Consider the following 21,973-nt stretch of genomic DNA (forward strand, 5'->3'; position numbering starts at 1 on the left):
TCCGCCTATCTGTACTGTCAACCCGCAATGCAACTCGAACCCCGCGCCCAGACCCTGCTCAAAGCCCTCGTCGAACGCTATATCGCCGACGGCCAGCCTGTCGGATCGCGTGCGCTGTCGAAGATTTCCGGCCTCGACGTGTCGCCGGCCACGATCCGCAACATCATGGCCGACCTCGAAGAGATGGGCTACGTGGCCAGCCCCCACACCTCGGCCGGCCGGATCCCGACCCCACGCGGCTACCGCCTGTTCGTCGACACCCTGCTTACCGTGCAGCACATCGACGAGCAGGCCGCCGCCGCCCAGCACATGCGCCTGCCCGCGCAGCAACCGCAGAAGATCATCGCCAACGCGGCCCAGATGCTGTCCTCGCTCTCGCAGTTCGCCGGGGTGGTGCAAAGCCCGCGGCGCGAGTCGGTGTTCCAGCAGATCGAATTCCTGCGCCTGTCCGAGAAGCGCATTTTGCTGGTGATCGTCGACCCGCGCGGCGACGTCCAGAACCGCCTGCTGCTGACCGAGGTCGACTACAGCCCGAGCCAGCTGACGCAGTCGGCCAACTACCTGAACCAGAACTACGCGGGGCTCACCTTCGACGAGGTGCGCCAGCGCCTGAGCGGCGAACTGCGCCAGCTGCGCGACGACATGGGCAAGTTGATGCAGGTGGCGGTGGAGGCGGGCAGCGAAGCGATGGCCGAGGGCGACGACATGGTGATCGCCGGGGAGCGCAACCTGCTGTCGGTCACGGACCTGTCCTCCAACATGAGCTCGCTGCGCCAGATGTTCGAGATGTTCGAGCAGAAGACCGGCCTGATGCAGCTGCTCGACGTGTCGAGCAAGGCGGGAGGAGTGCAGATCTTCATCGGCGGCGAATCCAAGCTGGTGCCGATGGACGAGATGAGCGTGGTGACGGCGCCCTACGAGGTCAATGGGCGCATTGTCGGGACGCTGGGGGTGATCGGACCGACGCGCATGGCCTACGAGCGGGTGATTCCGATTGTGGATATTACGGCGAAACTGTTGTCGAACGCCCTCAGTCAGTCGTAGGGTGGGCGGGTCTTCCCGCCCACGCGTTCAAATCACGGTAATTCTGCCCGCGCGGCTGCTCACATCCAAGCTATGACCGCGTGGGGTGATCCGGTCCAGTGGACCGGATTACGAGCCGCCCACCCTACGGGGGCTCACTGTTTGCGCGGGCAACCCACTTTCACACAATTCCCATAAATCGCCAGCGAATGCTCGGCAATCTTGTACCCGCGCTCCACCGCGATCTTGTGCTGGCGCGACTCGATCTCTTCGTCGTAGAACTCTTCCACGTGGCCGCAGTCAAGACAGACGAGGTGGTCGTGGTGGGAGCCGGCGTTGAGTTCGTAGATGGCCTTGCCGGTCTCGAAGTGGTTGCGGTTCAGCAGGCCGGCCTGTTCGAACTGGGTCAGCACGCGGTACACCGTGGCCAGGCCCACGTCCATGTTGTCGGCAAGGAGGATTTTGTAAACATCTTCCGCCGTCAAATGCCGTACGGAGCTGTTCTGGAAGATTTCCAGGATTTTCAGGCGCGGCAGGGTAGCCTTCAGGCCGCTGGCCTTCAGGTCGGTGGGGTTGTTACTCATGTTTGTTGCTCGTTGTTTGGCATAGTGCTTTATGATATAGCGTTTTGGAGCTCCCGCTCAAACGTTTTGAGGTTACCTATGCACGTCAAACCAGCCGTTTTCCGTCGATTCTCTGCCCGGGCAGCGCTTGCGGCCGGCCTCGCCTGCACCCTGATGCTGTCCGGTTGCGCGGCCTGGCGCAACCAGACGCGCCCGGCTGCACCGGTGGAGACGGATCCGGCGACCATCGTCGCCGACGCCCAGCGATCGGCCGCCGCCGCCAATGCCGGCGCCCAGACCGTCCAGGCGTCCAAGCTGCAGAAATTCTTCTGGATCTTCTCGCCCTACCGCCCCGACATCCAGCAGGGTAACTTCGTTTCGGCGGAAATGCTGAAGGAACTGAAGGTCGGCCAGAGCCGCGACCAGGTGCGCTTCCTCCTCGGCTCGCCGCTGCTCACCGACGTGTTCCACGAAGACCGCTGGGACTACCCGTTCTACCTCGCGCGCGGCAACGGCGAGCTGACCACCAGCCGCGTCACCGTCTACTTCAAGGACGACAAGGTCGAGCGCTTCGAAGGCGGCAACCTGCCGACCGAGCGCGAATACATCGACCGCATCGCCGGCCCGGCCAAGGTGAGCACCAAGGCCAAGCCGGAAACCCGTCCGGTCGAAGCGCCCAAGGTCAGCGGCGCCCCGGTGATCCAGCCATGAGCAAGTTGAAAGTCGCCGTCGCCGGCGCCAGCGGCCGCATGGGCCGCATGCTGGTGGAAGCCATCCAGGCCGCGCCGGACGCCGAGCTGGCGGGCGCGCTGGACGTCGCCGGTTCGCCTTCGCTCGGCATGGATGCCGGCGCCTTTGCCGGCCAGCTGACCGGGATCGTGATCCAGTCCGACCTGGCGGCCGCCCTGAAGGACGCCGACGTCCTGATCGACTTCACCCGCCCCGAAGGCACGCTCAAGCACCTGGAATACTGCGCGGCCAACAATGTGCAGCTGGTGATCGGCACCACCGGCTTCGACGATGCCGGCAAGGCCGCGATCCGCGCCGCCGGCGAGAAGGTCGGTATCGTGTTCGCCCCGAACATGAGCGTGGGCGTCAACGTCACCCTCAAGCTGCTCGAAATGGCGGCCAAGAGCTTCAGCGAAGGCTACGACATCGAGATCGTCGAAGCGCACCACCGCCACAAGGTCGACGCGCCGAGCGGCACCGCGCTCAAGATGGGCGAAGTCATCGCCGACGCGCTGGGCCGCGACCTGAAGGAATGCGCCGTCTACGGCCGCGAAGGCGTGACCGGCGAGCGCGATCCCTCGACCATCGGCTTTGCCACCGTGCGCGGTGGCGACGTGGTGGGCGACCACACCGTCATGTTCCTCGGCACCGGCGAACGCATCGAGATCAGCCACAAGTCGAGCAGCCGCGTCACCTACGCCCACGGCGCCCTGCGCGCGGCACGCTTCCTCGCCGGTAAGCCGAACGGCCTGTTCGGCATGGACGACGTGCTGGGCCTGAAGGCTTGACCATGGCAGTCGCGGAACTGAACGGCGCCGCCATCGTGGACGAGGCGTCCTTCCATCGCGAATCCCGGCGCGCCTTCGGCTTTCCGGAGTCGTATGCCGATTCGATCGACGCCTGGGTCGACTGCATGAGCTACCTGCGCGACGACGAGAACATGACCAGGTTCCGGCTGGAGCCGAACGAGGTACTCGAGATCGTTATCCTCGATGGGGAAACGATGAAGGCCGCCCTGCCTGATCTGCTGGAAGAGATCAGCTTCTGCGTGGGCGGCATCAACGAGCGCTATGAGGATTATGGCGAGAAGCCGGCGCTGAAGCTGACCTTGCGCTGACTGTCAGCCTGCCTCACCCTGCACCACTAGCAGTAGAACCGTCATCCCGGCGAAGGCCGGGATCCAATTCCGTTGCACCGTGTTGGCCTTTGCGTCAGCCACGGTAATGCGAGCAAACTTGGATCCCGGCCTGCGCCGGGAGTCGTTTCTGCCAGTGGCAGAAATGACGGTTTTGCATTTTGTGGTGATAACACCAATGCGGCAACGCCTGCTTTTCGCAAGGTCAGCACCTTTCGCCGCAGTGCAATACGAAACAGTATAATGTCCGGTTCCACCCCCCATTACGTCTGCAGAAATCATGCAAGAAAAATATAGTCCAGCCGAAGTCGAACAGGCCGCCCAGGCCTACTGGAAGTCGATCGACGCCTACAAGGCCGTCGAGAATGACCCGCGTTTCCCCAAAGGCAAGTATTACGCCTGCTCGATGCTGCCTTACCCGTCGGGCAAGCTGCACATGGGTCACGTGCGCAACTATACGATCAATGACGTGATGTACCGCTACCTGCGGATGAACGGCTACAACGTCCTGATGCCGATGGGCTGGGACGCCTTTGGCATGCCGGCCGAGAACGCGGCGATGGCCAACAACGTGCCGCCGGCGGAGTGGACTTATTCGAACATCGCGCACATGCGCGGGCAGATGGAATCGATGGGCCTGGCCATCGACTGGTCGCGCGAGATGACCGCCTGCAAGCCGGAATACTACAAGTGGAACCAGTGGATGTTCCTCAAGATGCTTGAGAAGGGCATCATCTACCAGAAGACCGGCACCGTGAACTGGGACCCGATCGACCAGACCGTGCTGGCGAACGAGCAGGTGGTGGACGGCCGCGGCTGGCGCTCGGGCGCGCTGATCGAAAAGCGCGAGATCCCGATGTACTACGTGCGCATCACGGATTACGCGGACGAGCTGCTGGACTACGTCGACAACAGGCTGCCGGGCTGGCCGGAACGCGTGCGCATCATGCAGGCCAACTGGATCGGCAAGTCGACTGGCGTGCGCTTCGCCTTCCCGCACCAGATCAAGGACGAGTCGGGTGAACTCATCAACGAAGGCAAGCTGTACGTCTTCACCACCCGCGCCGATACCATCATGGGCGTGACCTTCTGCGCCGTGGCGGCCGAGCACCCGCTGGCCCAGCACGCAGCGAAGAACACCCCGGAACTGCAGGCCTTCATCGCCGAGTGCAAGCTCGGCTCCGTGATCGAAGCCGACATGGCGACGATGGAGAAGAAGGGCATGCCGACGGGCCTGTCCGTGACGCACCCGGTGACGGGCGAGCAGGTGCCGGTCTGGGTCGGCAACTACGTCCTCATGACCTACGGCGACGGCGCCGTGATGGGCGTGCCGGGCCACGACGAGCGCGACTTCGGCTTCGCCACCAAATACAATCTGCCGATCAAGCAGGTGGTCGCTGTCGAAGGCCAGGAGTTCTCGCTCGACGGCTGGCAGGAGTGGTACGGCGACAAGGAACACGGCAAGACCATCAACTCGGGCAAGTACGACGGCATGGACTACATCGCCGCCGTCAATGCCGTGTCGGGCGACCTGGCAAGCCAGGGCCTGGGCGACAAGAAGGTCACCTTCCGCCTGCGCGACTGGGGCATCTCGCGCCAGCGCTACTGGGGCACCCCGATCCCGATGATCCACTGCGGCGACTGCGGCGCGGTGCCGGTGCCTGAAAGCCAGCTGCCGGTCGTGCTGCCCGAGCACCTGGTCCCGGACGGCACCGGCAACCCGCTGAACAAGGACGAAGCCTTCCTGAAGTGCGATTGCCCGAAGTGCGGTAAACCTGCGCGCCGCGAGACCGACACGATGGATACCTTCATCGATTCGTCCTGGTACTACATGCGCTATACCTCGCCGGGCTCGAGCGACAAGATGGTCGACGAGCGCAACGATTACTGGATGCCGATGGACCAGTACATCGGCGGCATCGAGCACGCCGTCATGCACCTGCTGTACGCGCGCTTCTGGACCAAGGTCATGCGCGACTTCGGCCTGCTCAAGTTCGACGAACCTTTCGTCAACCTGCTGACCCAGGGCATGGTGCTGAACGAGACCTACTACCGCGAAGACGAAACCGGCAAGAAGACCTGGTTCAACCCGGCCGACGTCGAACTGACCTTCGACGACAAGGGCCGCCCGCAGAGCGCGGTCCTGAAATCGGACGGCCAGCCGGTTGCGATCGGCGGCACCGAGAAGATGTCGAAGTCGAAGAACAACGGCATCGATCCGCAGGCCCAGATCGAACAGTACGGCGCCGACACCGCGCGCCTGTTCACCATGTTCGCTTCGCCGCCGGAACAGACCCTGGAGTGGTCGAACAGCGGCGTCGAAGGCGCGAGCCGCTTCCTGCGCCGCGTCTGGGCCTATGGCTACGCCCAGCGCGAGCGCATCGCCAGCGCGCTCAAGGGCCAGCAGCAAGGTTCGCTCGACGACGCCCAGAAAACCCTGCGCCGCGAAGTGCACAAGGTGCTGCAGCAGGCCGACTATGACCTGAAGCGCATCCAGTACAACACCGTGGTCTCGGCCTGCATGAAGATGCTGAACACGCTGGAATCGGCGAAGCTGGCCGAAGGCGTGGCGTCGGATGCAGTGATCGCGGAAGGCTTCTCGATCTTCCTGCGCCTGCTGAACCCGGTGGCGCCGCACATCACCCACGCACTGTGGCAGGACCTTGGCTATGCCGCCGTCTACGGCGACATCCTCAACGTGCAGTGGCCGGAAGTGGACCCGGCCGCGCTGGAGCAGTCCGAGATCGAACTGATGATCCAGGTGAACGGCAAGCTGCGCGGCTCGGTCAAGGTGGCGAAGGACGCCGACAAGGCGAGCATCGAAGCGGCCGCGCTGGCCGAGGAATCGGTGCAAAAGTTCATCGAAGGCACGCCGAAGAAGGTCATCGTCGTTCCCGGTAAACTCATCAACATCGTGGTGTAAGCGATGACCAATATGGTGCGCGTACTCCTGGCCGTGCTGGCGGCGGCAATCCTCGCGGGTTGCGGCTTCCAGCTGCGCGGCTCGAACGGCCAGTACAACATGCCTTTCAAGAGCATCTACCTGGCCTTCACCGAGACCTCGCCGCTGGGCACGGAACTCAAGCGCAACCTGCGCGCGGGCGACGGCGTGCGCATCGAAACCGATGCGTCGAAGGCGGAAGCGCTGTTCGACGTGCTGTCCGAGTCGCGCGGCAAGGCGATCCTGTCGCTGAACAGCCTGGGCCGGGTGCGCGAATACTCGCTCAGCTACACGCTGGTGTTCCGCGTGCGCGACGCCTCTAACCGCGAATTGCTGGGACCGACCGAGATCACCCTGCGCCGCAACATCGCCTTCGACGAGTCGCAGGTGCTGGCAAAGGAATCGGAAGAGCAGCTCCTGTACCGCGACATGCAGGCCGACCTGGTGCAGCAGATCCTGCGCCGCCTGGCCGCGATCAAACCTGTCTGAGACTAGCCAATGCAACTGCGGCCTGAGGCCCTCGAGGGCCACCTGGCCAAGGGCCTCGCGCCCTTGTACGTGATCACCAGCGACGAGCACCTGCTCGCGCTGGAAGCGGCCGACCGTATCCGCAAGACCGCCCGTGCCCAGGGCTACACCGAGCGCGACGTGCTCACGGTCGAGCGCAATTTCAAGTGGGGCGAACTGCTGGCGGCGAACCAGGCCATGTCCCTATTCGGCGACAAGAAGCTGATCGAACTACGCATCCCGGGCGGCAAGCCGGGCAAGGACGGCAGCGCCGCCCTGCAGAGCTACGCGAAAGACCTCGGTCCGGACAACCTCACCCTCATCACCCTGCCCAAGCTGGACTGGCAGACCGCCAAGGCCTCGTGGGTGGCGGCGCTGCAGCAGGCCGCCGTCTACATCGAGATCCCGAATGTGGAGCGCGCCCAGCTGCCGGGCTGGATCGGCATGCGCTTGTCAAGCCAGGGGCAGAGCGCCGAGCGCCAGAGCCTGGACTTCATCGCCGACCGCGTCGAGGGCAACCTGCTGGCGGCGCACCAGGAAATCCAGAAGCTCGGGCTGCTCTACGAACCGGGCAAGCTGAGTTTCGAGCAGGTGCACGACGCCGTGCTGAACGTGGCGCGCTACGACGTGTTCAAGCTCTCCGAAGCGATGCTCGCCGGCGACCCGGCGCGCCTCGCGCGCATGCTCGACGGCTTGAAAGGCGAGGGCGAGGCGCTGCCGCTGGTGTTGTGGGCCGTCAGTGAAGAAATCCGTACGCTGCTAAAATTGAAATCCGGGATGGCGCAGGGACGCCCGCTGGGCGCGCTGCTGAAGGAATACCGCATCTGGGGTCCGCGCGAACGCATGATGGACCCGGCGCTGCGCCGCGTGTCGGTGGCCACGCTGGAAGCGGCCCTGCAGGAAGCGGCCCAGGTCGACCGCATGGTCAAGGGCCTGCGCGCCAAGGCGTTTGCCGGGGACGCGTGGGATGCGATGCTGCAGCTGGCGTTGCGAGTAGCGCGGTAACTGACCGCGTGGGCGGGAATTTGGTCCACTGGACTAAATTCCCCCGCCCACCCTACGAATTGCGATACCGGTAGGGTGGGCGGGTCTACCGCCCACGCGTTCCCACACATGATCGAAAACGGGCTACACGATGGACATCACCGAACACATGCACTCGATGGGCCGCCAGGCCCGCGCCGCCTCGCGCGCGATGGCGCGTGCCGACGGCGCCACGCGCAACCGCGCGCTGCTCCTGATCGCCGACGCCATCGAGCGTGACGCCGATCTGCTGCGCGCCGCCAATCGGCAGGACATGGACGCCGCCCGCGCCGGCGGCCTGGAGCCGGCCCTGCTCGACCGCCTGGCGCTGTCGGATAGCGCCATCAAGACCATGGTCGACGGCCTGCGCCAGATCGTCTCGCTGCCCGATCCGGTCGGCGAAATCACCAACATGAAGTCGCGCCCGAGCGGCATCCAGGTCGGCCAGATGCGCGTGCCGCTGGGCGTCATCGGCATCATCTACGAAGCCCGTCCGAACGTGACGGTGGACGCGGCCGGCCTGTGCATCAAGAGCGGCAACGCGGCCATCCTGCGCGGCGGCTCGGAAGCGATCCATTGCAACCGCGCGCTGGCCAGGCTGGTCAGCGAAGGCCTGCAGGGCGCGGGCCTGCCGCTGGACGCGGTGCAGGTGGTCGATACGGTCGACCGCGCCGCCGTGGGCGCCCTGATCACGATGCCGCAGTATGTGGACGTGATCGTCCCGCGCGGCGGGAAAGGCCTGATCGCGCGCCTGATGGCGGAGAGCACGGTCCCGATGATCAAGCACCTGGACGGCATCTGCCACGTCTACATCGACGACAGGGCCGACATCGCCAAGGCGCTGCCGGTCGCGTTCAACGCCAAGTGCCACCGCTACGGCACCTGCAACACGATGGAAACCCTGCTGGTATCGCGCGCGATCGCAGCGATCGCACTGCCGCAGCTGGCGGAGCTGTACAAGACGGAAGAGGTCGAGCTGCGCGCCGACGCCGAAGCGCACGCGATCCTGTCCGCTAATGGCTATCCTTGGCTGAAGCACGCCACGGAGCAGGACTGGAGTACCGAATACCTGGCGCCGATCCTGGCGATCCGCGTGGTCGAGGGGCTGGATAGTGCGATCGACCACATCAACACCTGGTCGTCGAAGCACACCGAATCGATCATCACCGAAGACTACAGCGCCGCGCTGCGCTTCCTGCGCGAAGTGGATTCGGCCTCGGTGATGGTGAACGCCTCGACCCGCTTCGCGGACGGCTTCGAGTACGGGCTGGGCGCCGAGATCGGCATCTCGAACGACAAGCTGCACGCACGTGGACCGGTCGGGCTGGAAGGCCTGACTTCGCTGAAGTACGTCGTGTTCGGTCACGGCGAAATCCGTCAATAACAAAAAGGAAAGCATGTACCTCTGGATCAAGGCCCTTCACATCGTCTTCATCGCCTCCTGGTTCGCCGGGCTGTTCTACCTGCCGCGCATCTTCGTGAACCTGGCCCAGGAAACCAACCCGGCAGCCTTGGCGCGCCTGCTGGGCATGGGGCGCCGCCTGTACCGCTTCACCACCATCCTGATGATTCCGGCCCTGGTGCTGGGCCTGTGGCTATGGCTGGGCTACGGCATCCAGGGCGGCTGGCTGCACGCGAAGCTTGCGCTCGTGATCCTGGCGATCGGCTACCATCACGCGTGCGGCTCGCTGCTCAAGAAGTTCGAGCGCGGAGCGAATGTGCGCAGTCATAAGTGGTACCGCTACTTCAATGAAGTGCCGGTGCTGCTGTTGCTGGCGATTGTGATTTTGGTGGTGGTGAAGCCGTTCTGACGGTGTTCGATCCCAACAACAGCGATTAGTACCAACAGCCTCAAGACCGTCATCCCGGCGAAGGCCGGAATCCAAGTTCGCTGGTCCGCCACGAACGTCAAATTGGGTTCCGGCCTACGCCGGAACGACGGTTTTACGGCAAACGGTGCAATCAAGCGTTCGCAACGGTTTTTCGGTCAGCAGTACTGATACTACTGATCTGGTTTTGATTTTTTAACGGACAAAGGGTACTCCTCATGGCCTCATATTTCTGCCCATGCCCGCGCGGCATGGAAGCGGCGCTTGCCGACGAACTGGGTGAAATCGCCCAGCAAAGCACCACCATGCGGGTGCACAACCAGGTGCCGGGCGGTGTGCACTGCTCCGGTTCGATGGTCGACGCCTACCGCATCAACCTGCACTCGCACATCGCCTCGCGCGTCCTGATGCGCATGGGCCAGCGCAGCTACAACAACGAGAACGACATCTACGACCTGGTGCTCGAGCAGCCCTGGGAAGACTGGTTTGGCGTCAACCACACCATCCGCGTCGACGTCACCGCGGTCAAGTCGCCGCTGAAGAGTCTCGAATTCACGACCCTGAAGATCAAGGACGCCGTCTGCGACCGCTTCCGCGACCAGTTCAACAAGCGCCCCTCGGTCAACACGCGCGAGCCGGACATGCGCATCGTCGGCTTCCTCGACCAGCGCAACTTCATCATCTACCTCGACACCTCGGGCGAGGCGCTGTTCAAGCGCGGCTGGCGCGAAGAGACCGGTGACGCGCCGCTGCGCGAGAACCTGGCCGCCGGCATGCTGCGTGTGGCCGGCTGGAAGCCGGGCACCGTGCTGTTCGACCCGATGTGCGGTTCCGGCACCATCCTGGTCGAAGCCGCCCAGATGGTGCAGGGCATTCCGCCGGGTGCACGCCGCCGCTTCGCCTTTGAAAAATTCGCCGACTTCGACCGCGAGGCCTGGGCCGCGCTGAAGGCCGAGATCAAGCCGAATCCGCTGCCATCCGAACCGACCATCTTCGGCTCCGACATCTCGGGCGACATGGTCGCGATGACCCGTCACAACCTGAAGGTCGCCGGCATCCTGTTCGATGTGCCGCTCAAGCAGATCGAAGCCCAGCACGTGTCGCCGCCGACGCAAGCGCCGGGCATCCTGCTGACCAATCCGCCCTACGGTGAGCGTATCGGCGTGCGCGGCGACTCGACCGTGCCGCAGGACGAGATGGCGGTCTCCTTCTATTCGGCGCTCGGCACCACGCTCAAGCAGCGCTTCGCCGGCTGGACCGCCTTCCTGTTCACGGCGGACCTGGGACTGCCCAAGCTGATGCGCCTGAAGGAATCGCGCAAGACCCCGTTCTTCAATGGCGCGCTCGAATGCCGCCTGTTCCGCTTCGACATGGTGGCCGGTTTCAACCGCCGCGAAGAAGCCAAGCCCAAACAGGAATAACCGATACCGATGCTGCCGCCGACCGACCCAGACGACTTGCCCAAAGACCCGGTTATTCCGGTCCCGCTTCCCGCGCCCCACAAGATCGCGATGCTGTCCGCCGGCGGCCTGGCCCTGCTGCTGGCCATGCTGGCGATGCTGGGTCCGTTTTCGATCGACGCCTACCTGCCGGCCTTCCCGCAGATCCGCGCCGAACTGCACGCCACCCCGCTGGAAGTCCAGCAGACCCTGACCGCCTACATGCTGGCCTTCGCCGGGATGTCGCTGTGGCACGGCGCGCTGTCGGACGCCTTTGGCCGCCGCAACGTGATCCTCACGGCCCTGGTCGTGTTCGCGATCGGCACCTTCGGCTGCGCGGCGGCCAATTCGGTGCACTACCTGTGGGTGTTCCGCATCATGCAGGGCGTGTCCGCGGGGGCAGGGGTGGTGGTGGGACGCGCCATCATCCGTGACCTGTACTCGGATGCCGCGGCAGCGCGCCTGCTCTCGATGGTCACCATGATCTTCTCGATCGCGCCGGCCATCGCGCCGGTGCTGGGCGGCTGGATCGTCACCTTCTTCGACTGGCGCGCGATCTTCCTGGCGCTGTGTGTTTATACGGTGGGCCTGGGCTGGTTCAGCTGGCGCCACCTGCCCGAGACGGTGCCGGTCGAGAGGCGCCAGCCCTTCAATCCGCGCTTCCTGGCCCAGAGCTACGGCGCCATCTTCAGCTCCTTCCTGTTCCACATGAAGTCGGGCGTGGTGGCGCTGAACTTCGCCGGCCTGTTCCTGTACATCTCGTCGGCGCCGGTGATGCTGCCCGAGCACCTGGGCCTCGGCCCATCCGGCTTCGCCTGGCTGTTCGTGCCGACCGTGAGCGGGATCTTCCTGGGCGCACTGGCGGCCAACCGCATGGCGGGCAAGTTCAGCTTCGCGCGCCAGATCCGGATCGGCTTCTTCTTCATGCTGGGGGCGGTGACCTTCAACGTGGCGTATCACAGCTTCCTGCCGCCGGCGCTGCCCTGGAGCGTGCTGCACATGTTCTTCTTCACCTTCGGCAGCTCGATCATCGCGCCGGGCGCCACCCTGATGGCGCTCGACCTGTTCCCGCACATCCGCGGCACCGTGGCTTCCTGCCAGTCCTTCGTGACCACCCTGGCCGGCGCCATCGTGGCTGGCGTGATCTCGCCAATGCTGTCGCATTCGGTGCTGTCGCTGGCGCTGGGGCAGGCCGGTTTTACGCTGCTCTCGATTGCGCTGTGGGCGACGGCACGCCGCTATCGCCGACAGAAGATAAGAGATGGCGAAATGATGCCGTAAGCGCCTAGCAAAACCTCCATAGCTGCGTTGCAGCGCCTTGCCGTACAAGCGTACTGTCGTCGGCACTGCGCCTTGCTCTGGAGGCTTTGCCAGACGCTCCTTCAAAAGCCCGGGTAACCGGGCTTTAATATTTATATGAAATAATATTTCACGTATGCATACATATATGAAATACTATTTCATTCGCCGCGCATCGTCCCGGCCTTTTATTAGCGTTAGAGCGACTTCTCGACAACACTTTTTACAGAAAGTATTGTTCCCGATCAGAAATGTCTATATGCTAAGATAAGTTTTTCGTGCCCAGAGCAAACGTCGAAACATTGTTCTGTTTGGTAGATAAACGAGCAAGACCTTGTGGCAGCCCCGTCCTGGGATGCCTGGACAACCCTCGACAAGCGGCCACGTTTGAGACCATGCAACAATCGGATCAGGATATCCGCAATCGTCTGCTGATTGCACGTCTGCCGGCCATGCCGCAGATCCTCGTGCGTCTCATCGAACACCTGCAGGCCGACGACCTGGGCATGCCGGAGCTGGCAGCCCTGATCTCGAAGGATGCCGGCATGACCGGCAAGCTGCTGGCGGTCGCGAACAGCTCCGCCTACCAGCGCCATCACCGCAACGTCAATCTCGAGCAGTCCCTGGTCGCCCTCGGCACCGACATGATCAAGACGCTGGTGATCAGCGACTCGGTATTCCAGACCTTTAACAACTTCCCCCATTCGGGCAGCACCGACCTGCGCGCCTTCTGGAAGAACTCGCTGAGCACGGCCGTGATCGCGAAGGAAATCGCGCGCACCGTCGAGTATCCGCACCTGGAAGAAGCCTATCTCGCCGGCCTGCTGCACAACGTCGGCCGCCTGGCGCTGCTGGCCACCGCGCCCAAGGAATACGCCTTCAACTTCACGGCGCGCGACGACGAAGACCTGTGCGCCGTCGAGCAGCGCACGCTGCAGATCACCCACACCGAGGCCGGCGCCTGGCTGATCGAGCGCTGGCAGCTCGATTCCTTCCTGGCCGACGCGGTGCTGTACCACCACGAGCCGAGCGAGCGCCTGGAGTCGGCCCATCCGCTGATCCGCATCGTGCGCCTCGCCCACGTGCTGTCCAGCCATCCGCATGACGAGCAGCTGGTCAGTGAAGCCGCGGCCCTGTGCGGCATCGACGGCGAGCAGGCGGCCCAGATGCTCGCCGGCGCCGCGCGCCAGGTCGACAAGGCCGCCGCCCACCTCGGCATCGACCTCACCGGAGCCGACGACATCCCCGCGCCGCCGGCCTATGCGCCGCCCGCGCTCGACCCGGTGCAGCAGCGCCTGTCCGAAGAAGTGCGCAACATGGTGCTGGTGTCGGAAGTGGGCCAGAGCTTCGCGCGCCAGCAGGGAGAAAACGGCCTGCTGGAAGCGATGACGCGCTCGGCCCGCATCCTGTTCGACTTCGGCAATGCCGTGGTCCTGCTCGAGAACCCGACCGGCCACGCCCTGGTCGGCGCGCCCACCCAGGGCAGCCAGCGCATCGCCGAATTCGCCGTGCCGCTCGCCAAGGGCGGCGCGATCGCCAAGAGCGCACTGGAGCGCCGTCCCGCCTTCATCGGACGCGAACCCCAGGACGGCAGCCCGCTTGGCCTGGCCGAAGAACAGCTGCTGCGCATGCTCGGCACCGAGAGCATGGTCTGCGTGCCGCTGGTCGCCGGCGCGCGCTGCCTGGGTGTGCTGATCGGCGGTATCGCCAACTGGCAGATCCCGTACTGCCAGCGGCGCGAGCGCTTCATGCAGTCCTTCGGGGCGCAGGCCGCCGGCGCGCTGGAAAACATGCTGTCCGAACGCGGCCATGCAAAACGACAGCTGGCCCACGTGGCCGAGGAATACCGCGAGGCCTCGCGCCGCGTGGTGCACGAGGTGAACAACCCGCTGTCGATCATCAAGAACTACCTGAGTGTCCTCGACAGCAAGCTGGCGCGCCAGGAACCGGTGAACACCGAGATGTCGATCCTGAACGAGGAGATCGACCGCGTCGGCCAGCTGGTCTCCAGCCTGGCCGACCTGAAGCCGACCGAATCGGGCCCGATGCCGACCGACGTCGCCAAGGTGGTGGACGAGGTGCAGCGCCTGTTCCGCAGTACCGGCTTCGTACCGAGCTCGGTGGACATCCTGGTCACCATGCACGAGGAAGCGACCCGCATCGAGGGCGACGCCGACGTGCTCAAGCAGATCCTGGTGAACCTGGTGAAGAACGCGATCGAGGCCCTCGGCGCCAACGGCGGCCGGATCGAGATCGTCAACCGCGGCCATGTAAACCGCGAGCGCCAGCTGTACCTGGAGCTGGTCGTCAGCGACAACGGCCCCGGCCTGTCGCGCGAAGTGCTGGCCCACCTGTTCTCGCCGGTGAAGAGCACCAAGGACGGCGCCCACCATGGCCTGGGCCTGTCGATCGTCCACAGCCTGGTCAAGAAACTGGGCGGCCATATCGCCTGCCGCAGCGGCCGCAGCGGCACTGCATTCGAAATTCTCCTGCCGGCGTGGTCCGGCGCCGGCACGGGTTTTGGTGAGCCTGTCGCGCTGCCGGCCCGCGCGCTGGGATCCGCATAAAGTGATGATGAACGCGCAAAACGCCCTGTTTCCCGGCGATCCGTCTCCCTACTCCCCGTCCCTGGAAACCGACAGCCAGCCGCGCCTGCTGCTGGTCGACGACGAGCCGCGCCTGCTCTCCTCGCTGTACGAACTGCTGCGCGACCGCGGCTACCAGCTGACCACCGCCAGCTCGGGCAGCGAAGCCCTGGCCCACCTGTCGCGCCTGCGCTTCGACCTGGTCCTGCTCGACCTGCGCCTGCCCGACATCGGCGGCCACGAGATCATGGACTTCATCAACGAGAAGGGCATCAACGCCGACGTGATCGTGATGAGCGGCGAAGTCGGCATCGACGCGGCGATCGGCGCGCTCAAGCGCGGCGCCTACGACTACCTGCGCAAGCCCTATTCGCGCGAAGAGCTGCTGGCCACCGTCGCCAACGCGCTCAAGGGCCGCCGCCTGGCGCTGGAAAACCAGCGCATGGCCACCCAGCTGGAAAACTCGGAGAAGATGTACCGCTACCTGGTGGACTCGTCGCCGGACATCATCTACACGCTGAACCACGAAGGCCGCTTCACCTTCGTGAACGACCGCGCCTACCAGCTGCTGGGCTATTCGCGCGACGAGCTGCTCGGCAAGCACTACTCGGTGCTGGTGCATGAAGAAGACCTGGAACGCGCGCGCTACGTCTTCAACGAGCGCCGCGTCGACGAACGCGCCTCGCGCAACGTCGAACTGCGCCTCAAGTGCCGCGGCGGGAACAGCCAGGACCGCACCTTCAACAATACCCTGATGACGATCTCGCTGAACGCGATCGGCATGCACGTGCCCGACCAGGAAGTGAAGAAGCTCGAGTTCTTCGGCACCTACGGCGTGGCGCGCGACATCACCGACCGCAAGCGCGCCGAAGAGGTCATCTCCTACCAGGCCTACCACGACATCCTGACCGACCTGCCGAACCGCATCCTGTTCAAGGATCGCCTGGGCCTGGCGGTAATCCAGGCCAAGCGCAAGAAGACCGAGCTGGCGGTGATGTTCATCGACCTCGACCGCTTCAAGCTGGTCAACGACACCCTCGGCCACGTGAAGGGCGACGAGCTGCTGCAGCAGGCCGCGACGCGCCTCAAGGATTGCCTGCGCAAGGGCGACACCCTGGCGCGCCAGGGCGGCGACGAATTCACCATCGTGCTGCCGGAGCTGCGCGACCGCGACGACGCGCGCGTCATCGCCGACAAGTTCCTTGAGACCCTGCAGCGTCCCTTCGACCTGGACGGCCATGAAGTGCACATCTCGGCCTCGATCGGCATCGCGATCTACCCGACCGACGGCGAATCGATCGACGAGCTGCTGCGCCACGCCGACATTGCGATGTACCAGGTCAAGGCCCAGGGCAAGAACGGCCACAGCTTCTACCACACCTCGATGCTGGACATTTCGCACCAGAAGATCGCCCTCGAACAGGCGCTGCGCCGCGCGCTCGAGCAGGACGAACTCGAGATGTACTACCAGCCGCAGATCGATGCGCTCACCGGCCGCATCGTCGGCGCCGAAGCCCTGATGCGCTGGAACCACCCGACCCGCGGCCTGCTGTCGGCCGGCGAGTTCCTGCCGTTTGCGGAAGAGAACGGCCTGATGCTGCCGATCTCGGACTGGATGATTGGCGCCCTGTGCCGCGACATGCTGCAGTGGAACGCCTCCGGCACCGACCACGTGCGCCTGTCGCTCAACCTGTCGCCGCAATACCTGGACCGCGGCGACTTCTTCGAAAAGATGCGCAACGCGCTGGTGCGCTATGGGATCGCGCCGGGCCAGATCGAAGTCGAGATCACCGAGAACATCTGCATCCGCAATCCGCAGTACGCGATCGAGCAGCTGAACAAGCTGTGCCAGCTCGGCGTGTCGGTGGCGATCGACGACTTCGGCACCGGCTACTCGTCGCTGTCCTACCTGCACCGCTTCCCGATCCACACCGTCAAGATCGACCAGTCCTTTGTCAAGGAGATCCACGAAGAGGGCGGCCACTATCCGGTGATCCTGGCGATCATCTCGATCGCGCGCGGCCTGGGCCTGAACCTGATCGCGGAAGGCGTCGAGACCGAGGAACAGGCGCGCTACCTGCGCGCCAACGGCTGCATGACGATGCAGGGCTACCTGTACTACCGCCCGATCCCGCTGGGCGAATTCATGAAGTCGCTGCGCACCCAGCCGACCCTGTTCGGCCTGCGAGCCATCCAGGCATAAACCGCCATCATGCTCGACATCCCTGCCCAGCCGGGCGACCTCGAAGGTCGCCACACCGCAGAATTCCTGCGCGTGAAAGGGATGGCCGAGCGCGGCGTGCCGAGCGCCCAGCACAGCCTGGGCTTCATGTACGCCAGCGGCCAGGGAGTGCCTCGCAACTACGAGCTGGCGGTGGCCTGGTACCGCATGGCGGCCAGCGCCGACCTCGAACTGGCGCAGTACAACCTCGGCGTGATGTACCAGAAGGGGCAGGGCGTGGCCCAGGACTACGGCCAGGCCGCCTACTGGTACCGCCGCGCCGCCGAACAGGGCTACGCGCCGGCCCAGTACAACCTGGGCTGGCTGTATGCCAAGGGCCAGGGCGTGCAGAGCGACGTCGGGCAGGCGCTGCACTGGTTCAGCCAGGCCGCCGACCAGGGCGAGCCCGGCGCCCAGCACAACCTCGGCATGATGTACGAGACCGGCAAGGGCGTGCCCCAGGACCAGGATGCCGCCACGATGTGGTACCGCCGCGCCGCGGAGCAGGGCTATGCGCGCTCGCAGTTCAGCCTCGCCCTGCGCTCCAATGGAAGCCAGGCGATCGACTGGTTCCGCAAGGCCGCCGAACAGGGCCACGCGCCGGCGCAGTTCAACCTGGGCCTGCGCTACGACAAGGGCCAGGACGTCGAGCAGGACAGCGCCCTCGCGGTCCTGTGGTACGGCCGCGCCGCCGAACAGAACCACGCCAGTTCCCAGTTCAACCTGGCCCTGATCCACGACAGCGGCCACGGCGTGCCGCGCGACGAAACGCTGGCCCTGCACTGGTACCGCCGCGCGGCCGAACAGGGCCACGCCGGCGCCCAGGACAACCTCGGCGTGCGCTACGAGCACGGGCAGGGCGTCGAACGCGATGCGGCCAGGGCAGCGCACTGGTACCGCCAGGCGGCCGAGCAGGGCATGCCGTCGGCCCAGTACCACCTCGGCCAGCTGTATGACGCCGGCAGCGGCGTGCCGAACGACCCAAGCCAGGCAGTGCACTGGTACCGCAAGGCGGCCGAGCAGGGCCACCTGCGCGCCCAGTTCGACCTCGGCCTGCGCTACGAGGGCGGCGTCGGCGTGGCGCGCGACGAAGCCCAGGCGCTCGAGTGGTACCGGCGCGCGGCTACCCAGGATTACGCGCCGGCCCAGTACATGGTGGGCACCCTGCTGGACCGCGCCGACTACGCCGATCCACGCGAGGCAACCGAGTGGTTCCACAAGGCGGCCGACCAGGGACACGCGCTGGCGCAGTTCGAGCTGGGCCTGCGCCATGACTGCGGCAAGGGCATCGAGCGCGACTACGAAGCGGCCCATTTCTGGTACCTGTGCGCGGCGCGCCAGGGACACGCGCGGGCGCAGTTCAACCTCGGCGTGATGTACTCGGCGGGGCAGGGCGTGCAGCGCGACCTTGTCGAGGCCTATGCGTGGCTGCAGCGCGCCGGCGGCGCCGGCGTGGCGGCGGCGTCAAGCTACCTGAAGAAGATCTCGGCGCGCATGGAGCCGCAGTTGCTGGCGCAGGCGCAGTCGTTTTCCTGACCGCGTGGGCGGCATAGCCGCCCACCCTACGTATGTACCTATTTCTGCTGGCGTCAGCTCATTGTTTATTGTAGGGTGGGCGGGTTTCCGCCCACGCGGTCAACCGGCGCGTGATCGGACGGGACGCATACATACAACAACTGTCCACGAGACGCCCATGAAAAAACTCGCCATCCCCTTCCTGCTCGGTCTCGCAGCCGCAGCAGCGCTGCCTTCCCACGCCGCCGCACCGACCACCGCGCCACTCAAATTCGACCGCAAGGCCTACAGCATCGAGCATAAAAAGTTCGTGCTGCCCAACGGCCTAACCCTGCTGGTCCACACCGACCACAGCGTGCCGGTGGTGGGCGTGAACATGTGGTACCACGTCGGTTCGCGCAACGAGAAGCGCGGCAAGACCGGCTTCGCCCACCTGTTCGAGCACTTCTTCTTCAACGGTTCCGAGAACTACCCGCACGGCTTCCGCGAAGCGATGGACGACCTGGGCGCGAACAACCGCAACGGCACCACCAATACCGACCGCACCAACTTCTTCGAAGACGTGCCGGTGTCGGCGCTCGAGCGTACCCTGTTCCTGGAATCGGACCGCATGGGCTTCCTCGGCAACTACATCTCGAAAGAGATGCTCGAGCGCGAGCGCGGCGTGGTGCAGAACGAGAAGCGCCAGGGCGAGAACCAGCCCTATGGCCGCGTGTGGCAGGAAATCTCGGCCAAGATGTACCCGTATTCGCACCCGTACTCGTGGTCGCCCATCGGCAGCATGGAAGACCTGCAGGCCGCCTCGCTGGAAGACATCAAGGAGTGGTACCGCACCTATTACGGCCCGAACAATGCGGTGATCTCGCTGGCCGGCGACATCACCCCGGAGCGCGCCCTTGAACTGGTCAACAAATACTTCGGCGCGATCCCGCCGGGACCGGCGCTGCCGCGTACCGAAAAATGGATTCCGCAACTGGACCGCAACATCCGCGACGAGATGGAAGACCAGGTGCCGCAGGTGCGCATCTACCGCGCCTGGCACGCCTCGACATGGAAGGACGCCGACACCGCGCGCCTGAACCTGCTGGCCGGTGTGCTGGCCGGCTCCAAGAGCGCGCGCCTGACCAAGCGCCTGGTCTACGACAAGGGCCTGGCGACCAGCGTCTCGGCCGGCGTCAACGATGCGGAACTGGGCAGCACCTTCAACCTCATCGTCACCGTCAAGCCGGGCGCCGATCCGATGGAAGTGGAACGCGAGATGGAGCGCGTGCTGGCCGAGCTGCTGGACAAGGGCCTGACGGACGCTGAACTCAAGCGCGTGAAGACCAGCGACCTGGCCGACTTCTCGCGCAGCCTGGAGCGCCTGGGCGGCTTCGGCGGCCGTTCCGACGTGCTGGCCGAGAGCATGACCTATGGCGGCAAACCGGACGCCTACCTCGACCGCCTCGAGGTCTTCGCCACCAGCAGCCCGCAAGACGTCAAGCTTGCCGCCAACCGCTGGCTGCGCGCCAACCACTACACGATGACGGTGCGTCCGGCGCCCAAGCTGGCCGCCGCCAAGTCGACCATCGACCGCAAGGTCCTCCCGAGCCTGGGCGACGCGCCCGAGGTCAAGTTCCCGGTATTGCAGCGCGCGCAGCTGAAGAACGGCCTGAAGGTGGTGCTGCTGGAGCGCCACTCGGCGCCGATCTTCAACGTCGCGCTGGCGATCGACGCCGGCGCGGCATCCGACAGCGCCGCCAAGGCCGGCGCCGCTTCGCTGGCCCTCGACCTGCTGGACAAGGGAACGAAAACGCGCGACGCTTTCGCGCTGTCGGATGCGCTGGAAAACCTGGGCGCGCGCCTGTCCACCGGCACCGGCCAGGACATGTCCTATGTGCGCCTGCAGGGCACCAGCGCCAACCTCGCCCCCTCCCTGGCGCTGATGGCGGAAGCGGCCCTCAGCCCAAGCTTCCCGCAAGACCAGTTCACGCTGTCGAAGAGCCGCCGCATTGCCCAGATCGGCCAGGAGAAGGCCCAGCCGAACAGCCTGGCCATGCGCCTGGTGCCCTCGGTGCTTTATGGCGCTGAACACGCCTACGGCAAGCCGGCCAGCGGCTATGAGGGCAGCGTGCAGGGCCTGAACCGTGAAGACCTGGCCGCCTGGCACGCCACCTGGTTCAAGCCGGGCAGCGCCACCATCGTGGTTGCCGGCGACACCACCATGGACAAGCTCCTGCCGGCATTGGAAGCGAGCTTCGGCAAGTGGCCGCAGGGCGCGGCGCCAGGCAAGCAGATGGCGGTCGTGCCGCCGACCCAGGGCAAGCGCCTGATCCTGGTCGACAAGCCGAACGCGCCGCAGTCGACCATCGTCGCGACCCACGTGTCGCAGGCCTACGGCCAACCGGAAGACCTGGCGATGGAACCGGTGATGGCCAACTTCGGCGGCATCGCGACTTCGCGCCTGAACCGCAACCTGCGCCTCGACAAGCACTGGAGCTACGGCACCCAGGCGCGCCTGACCGAAGTGCGCGGCCAGCGTCCCTTCATCGTGATCGCGCCGGTACAGACCGATAAGACCATCGAGGCGATGCGCGAAGTGCAGAAAGAGCTGCGCGGCGTAGCGGGCGAGCGTCCGCTGGTGGGCACCGAGTACGAAAGCATCATGCGCAACGTGACCGCACGCCTGCCGGGCCGCTTCAGCACCCTGGACGCGCTGGAATCGGCGGGCCTGTCGACCGTCAATCTGGGACTGGCGGACGACTACTGGAACAAGTACGCGTCGAACGTGCGCGCCCTGACCCCGCAGCAGCTGGGGACGGCGTCGTCCAAGTTCATCAAGCCGGACGAGGTGGTGTGGATGGTGATCGGCGACCTGCGCAAGATCGAGGCGGGTGTCCGCTCGCTCGGCTGGGGTGAGGTCAGCGTCGTGGATGCGGATGGCAAGCCGATTCGCTGATCGGTAGGGTGGGCGGGTCTTCCCGCCCACGCGGTGATCGTTAGCGGTCAATGCGACGAACGGGCTAATCTCGCCACGTTTGAACGCGTGGGGTGATCTGGTCCAGTGGACCAGATCACGAGCCGCCCACCCTACGTACGACCCGGATATTTTTGGTGCTGTCCCAGCTTTGAACCGCCGACACGCCCGCACACTTGACTCCGGTCGCCCTGTACCTACGCGCGCG

General features: G+C 65.2%; 16 protein-coding genes. 15 read left to right on the plus strand and 1 reads right to left on the minus strand.

Going from position 1 to position 21,973, the window contains the following annotated elements; genetic code table 11:
• Positions 1-27: 27 nt before the first annotated feature.
• On the plus strand, positions 28-1,044 hold the full coding sequence (gene hrcA / locus LK542_RS20455; RefSeq protein ID WP_227802055.1) for a heat-inducible transcriptional repressor HrcA: 1,017 nt from the start codon (positions 28-30) through the stop codon (positions 1,042-1,044).
• A gap of 134 nt (positions 1,045-1,178) precedes the next feature.
• On the opposite strand, the gene fur is transcribed toward hrcA, so the two are convergent.
• Positions 1,179-1,607 (minus strand): ferric iron uptake transcriptional regulator, encoded by a 429-nt coding sequence (gene fur, locus LK542_RS20460; RefSeq protein ID WP_227802054.1) that lies wholly within the window; start codon positions 1,605-1,607, stop codon positions 1,179-1,181.
• Between the two features lie 78 nt (positions 1,608-1,685).
• Here fur and LK542_RS20465 point away from each other — a divergent pair, with 78 nt between their 5' ends.
• From LK542_RS20465 to LK542_RS20530, 14 genes are all read left to right on the plus strand, one after another.
• Positions 1,686-2,297: an outer membrane protein assembly factor BamE gene (locus LK542_RS20465; RefSeq protein WP_227813377.1), complete on the plus strand. Its 612-nt coding sequence runs from the start codon at positions 1,686-1,688 to the stop codon at positions 2,295-2,297.
• Positions 2,294-3,103, plus strand: coding sequence for a 4-hydroxy-tetrahydrodipicolinate reductase (gene dapB, locus LK542_RS20470; RefSeq protein ID WP_227813378.1), 810 nt, complete (start codon positions 2,294-2,296; stop codon positions 3,101-3,103). The genes LK542_RS20465 and dapB overlap by 4 nt, the downstream gene beginning before the upstream one ends.
• 2 nt (positions 3,104-3,105) lie before the next feature.
• Complete coding sequence (locus LK542_RS20475) at positions 3,106-3,432, plus strand: barstar family protein (RefSeq protein WP_227813379.1); 327 nt, start codon at positions 3,106-3,108, stop codon at positions 3,430-3,432.
• 298 nt (positions 3,433-3,730) lie between these two features.
• Positions 3,731-6,373 carry a leucine--tRNA ligase gene (gene leuS, locus LK542_RS20480; RefSeq protein WP_227813380.1) on the plus strand — a complete coding sequence of 881 codons (2,643 nt, stop codon included), beginning with the start codon at positions 3,731-3,733 and terminating at the stop codon, positions 6,371-6,373.
• 12 nt (positions 6,374-6,385) lie between these two features.
• Positions 6,386-6,880, plus strand: coding sequence for an LPS assembly lipoprotein LptE (gene lptE, locus LK542_RS20485; RefSeq protein ID WP_374040206.1), 495 nt, complete (start codon positions 6,386-6,388; stop codon positions 6,878-6,880).
• Between the two features lie 9 nt (positions 6,881-6,889).
• Positions 6,890-7,903, plus strand: a complete 1,014-nt coding sequence (holA, locus tag LK542_RS20490) for a DNA polymerase III subunit delta (protein ID WP_227813382.1) — start codon at positions 6,890-6,892, stop codon at positions 7,901-7,903.
• A 130-nt stretch (positions 7,904-8,033) separates the two neighbouring features.
• Positions 8,034-9,305, plus strand: a complete 1,272-nt coding sequence (locus LK542_RS20495; protein WP_227813383.1) for a glutamate-5-semialdehyde dehydrogenase — start codon at positions 8,034-8,036, stop codon at positions 9,303-9,305.
• Positions 9,306-9,318: 13 nt separating this feature from the next.
• Positions 9,319-9,732, plus strand: a complete 414-nt coding sequence (locus LK542_RS20500) for a CopD family protein (protein ID WP_227802046.1) — start codon at positions 9,319-9,321, stop codon at positions 9,730-9,732.
• A gap of 236 nt (positions 9,733-9,968) precedes the next feature.
• Positions 9,969-11,171, plus strand: a complete 1,203-nt coding sequence (locus LK542_RS20505; RefSeq protein ID WP_374040200.1) for a class I SAM-dependent RNA methyltransferase — start codon at positions 9,969-9,971, stop codon at positions 11,169-11,171.
• A gap of 9 nt (positions 11,172-11,180) precedes the next feature.
• Positions 11,181-12,470 carry a multidrug effflux MFS transporter gene (locus LK542_RS20510; protein WP_227802045.1) on the plus strand — a complete coding sequence of 430 codons (1,290 nt, stop codon included), beginning with the start codon at positions 11,181-11,183 and terminating at the stop codon, positions 12,468-12,470.
• A 413-nt stretch (positions 12,471-12,883) separates the two neighbouring features.
• The gene (locus LK542_RS20515; RefSeq protein ID WP_227802044.1) at positions 12,884-15,055 is read left to right on the plus strand and encodes an HDOD domain-containing protein; all 2,172 of its coding nucleotides are present in this window, start codon (positions 12,884-12,886) and stop codon (positions 15,053-15,055) included.
• A 7-nt stretch (positions 15,056-15,062) separates the two neighbouring features.
• The gene (locus LK542_RS20520) at positions 15,063-17,276 is read left to right on the plus strand and encodes a bifunctional diguanylate cyclase/phosphodiesterase (RefSeq protein ID WP_227813424.1); all 2,214 of its coding nucleotides are present in this window, start codon (positions 15,063-15,065) and stop codon (positions 17,274-17,276) included.
• A gap of 9 nt (positions 17,277-17,285) precedes the next feature.
• A complete protein-coding gene (locus tag LK542_RS20525; protein ID WP_227813384.1) occupies positions 17,286-18,830 on the plus strand; it encodes a tetratricopeptide repeat protein in 1,545 nt (514 codons plus the stop codon).
• Positions 18,831-18,987: 157 nt separating this feature from the next.
• Positions 18,988-21,747 carry a pitrilysin family protein gene (locus LK542_RS20530; RefSeq protein ID WP_227813385.1) on the plus strand — a complete coding sequence of 920 codons (2,760 nt, stop codon included), beginning with the start codon at positions 18,988-18,990 and terminating at the stop codon, positions 21,745-21,747.
• Positions 21,748-21,973 lie beyond the last annotated feature (226 nt).

This window comes from Massilia sp. IC2-477 (assembly GCF_020707265.1).
In the GTDB taxonomy this organism is placed as follows: Bacteria; Pseudomonadota; Gammaproteobacteria; order Burkholderiales; family Burkholderiaceae_D; genus Telluria.

Bases quoted from the DNA above. Each gene is read 5' to 3' on its own strand.
- LK542_RS20520 (WP_227813424.1), top strand. From the start codon at position 15,063: ATGAACGCGCAAAACGCCCTGTTTCCCGGCGATCCGTCTCCCTACTCC.
- LK542_RS20530 (WP_227813385.1), top strand. From the start codon at position 18,988: ATGAAAAAACTCGCCATCCCCTTCCTGCTCGGTCTCGCAGCCGCAGCA.
- LK542_RS20510 (WP_227802045.1), top strand. From the start codon at position 11,181: ATGCTGCCGCCGACCGACCCAGACGACTTGCCCAAAGACCCGGTTATT.
- LK542_RS20465 (WP_227813377.1), top strand. From the start codon at position 1,686: ATGCACGTCAAACCAGCCGTTTTCCGTCGATTCTCTGCCCGGGCAGCG.
- LK542_RS20525 (WP_227813384.1), top strand. From the start codon at position 17,286: ATGCTCGACATCCCTGCCCAGCCGGGCGACCTCGAAGGTCGCCACACC.
- dapB (WP_227813378.1), top strand. From the start codon at position 2,294: ATGAGCAAGTTGAAAGTCGCCGTCGCCGGCGCCAGCGGCCGCATGGGC.
- LK542_RS20505 (WP_374040200.1), top strand. From the start codon at position 9,969: ATGGCCTCATATTTCTGCCCATGCCCGCGCGGCATGGAAGCGGCGCTT.
- LK542_RS20500 (WP_227802046.1), top strand. From the start codon at position 9,319: ATGTACCTCTGGATCAAGGCCCTTCACATCGTCTTCATCGCCTCCTGG.
- leuS (WP_227813380.1), top strand. From the start codon at position 3,731: ATGCAAGAAAAATATAGTCCAGCCGAAGTCGAACAGGCCGCCCAGGCC.
- hrcA (WP_227802055.1), top strand. From the start codon at position 28: ATGCAACTCGAACCCCGCGCCCAGACCCTGCTCAAAGCCCTCGTCGAA.
- LK542_RS20495 (WP_227813383.1), top strand. From the start codon at position 8,034: ATGGACATCACCGAACACATGCACTCGATGGGCCGCCAGGCCCGCGCC.
- lptE (WP_374040206.1), top strand. From the start codon at position 6,386: ATGGTGCGCGTACTCCTGGCCGTGCTGGCGGCGGCAATCCTCGCGGGT.
- fur (WP_227802054.1), bottom strand. From the start codon at position 1,607: ATGAGTAACAACCCCACCGACCTGAAGGCCAGCGGCCTGAAGGCTACC.
- LK542_RS20475 (WP_227813379.1), top strand. From the start codon at position 3,106: ATGGCAGTCGCGGAACTGAACGGCGCCGCCATCGTGGACGAGGCGTCC.
- LK542_RS20515 (WP_227802044.1), top strand. From the start codon at position 12,884: ATGCAACAATCGGATCAGGATATCCGCAATCGTCTGCTGATTGCACGT.
- holA (WP_227813382.1), top strand. From the start codon at position 6,890: ATGCAACTGCGGCCTGAGGCCCTCGAGGGCCACCTGGCCAAGGGCCTC.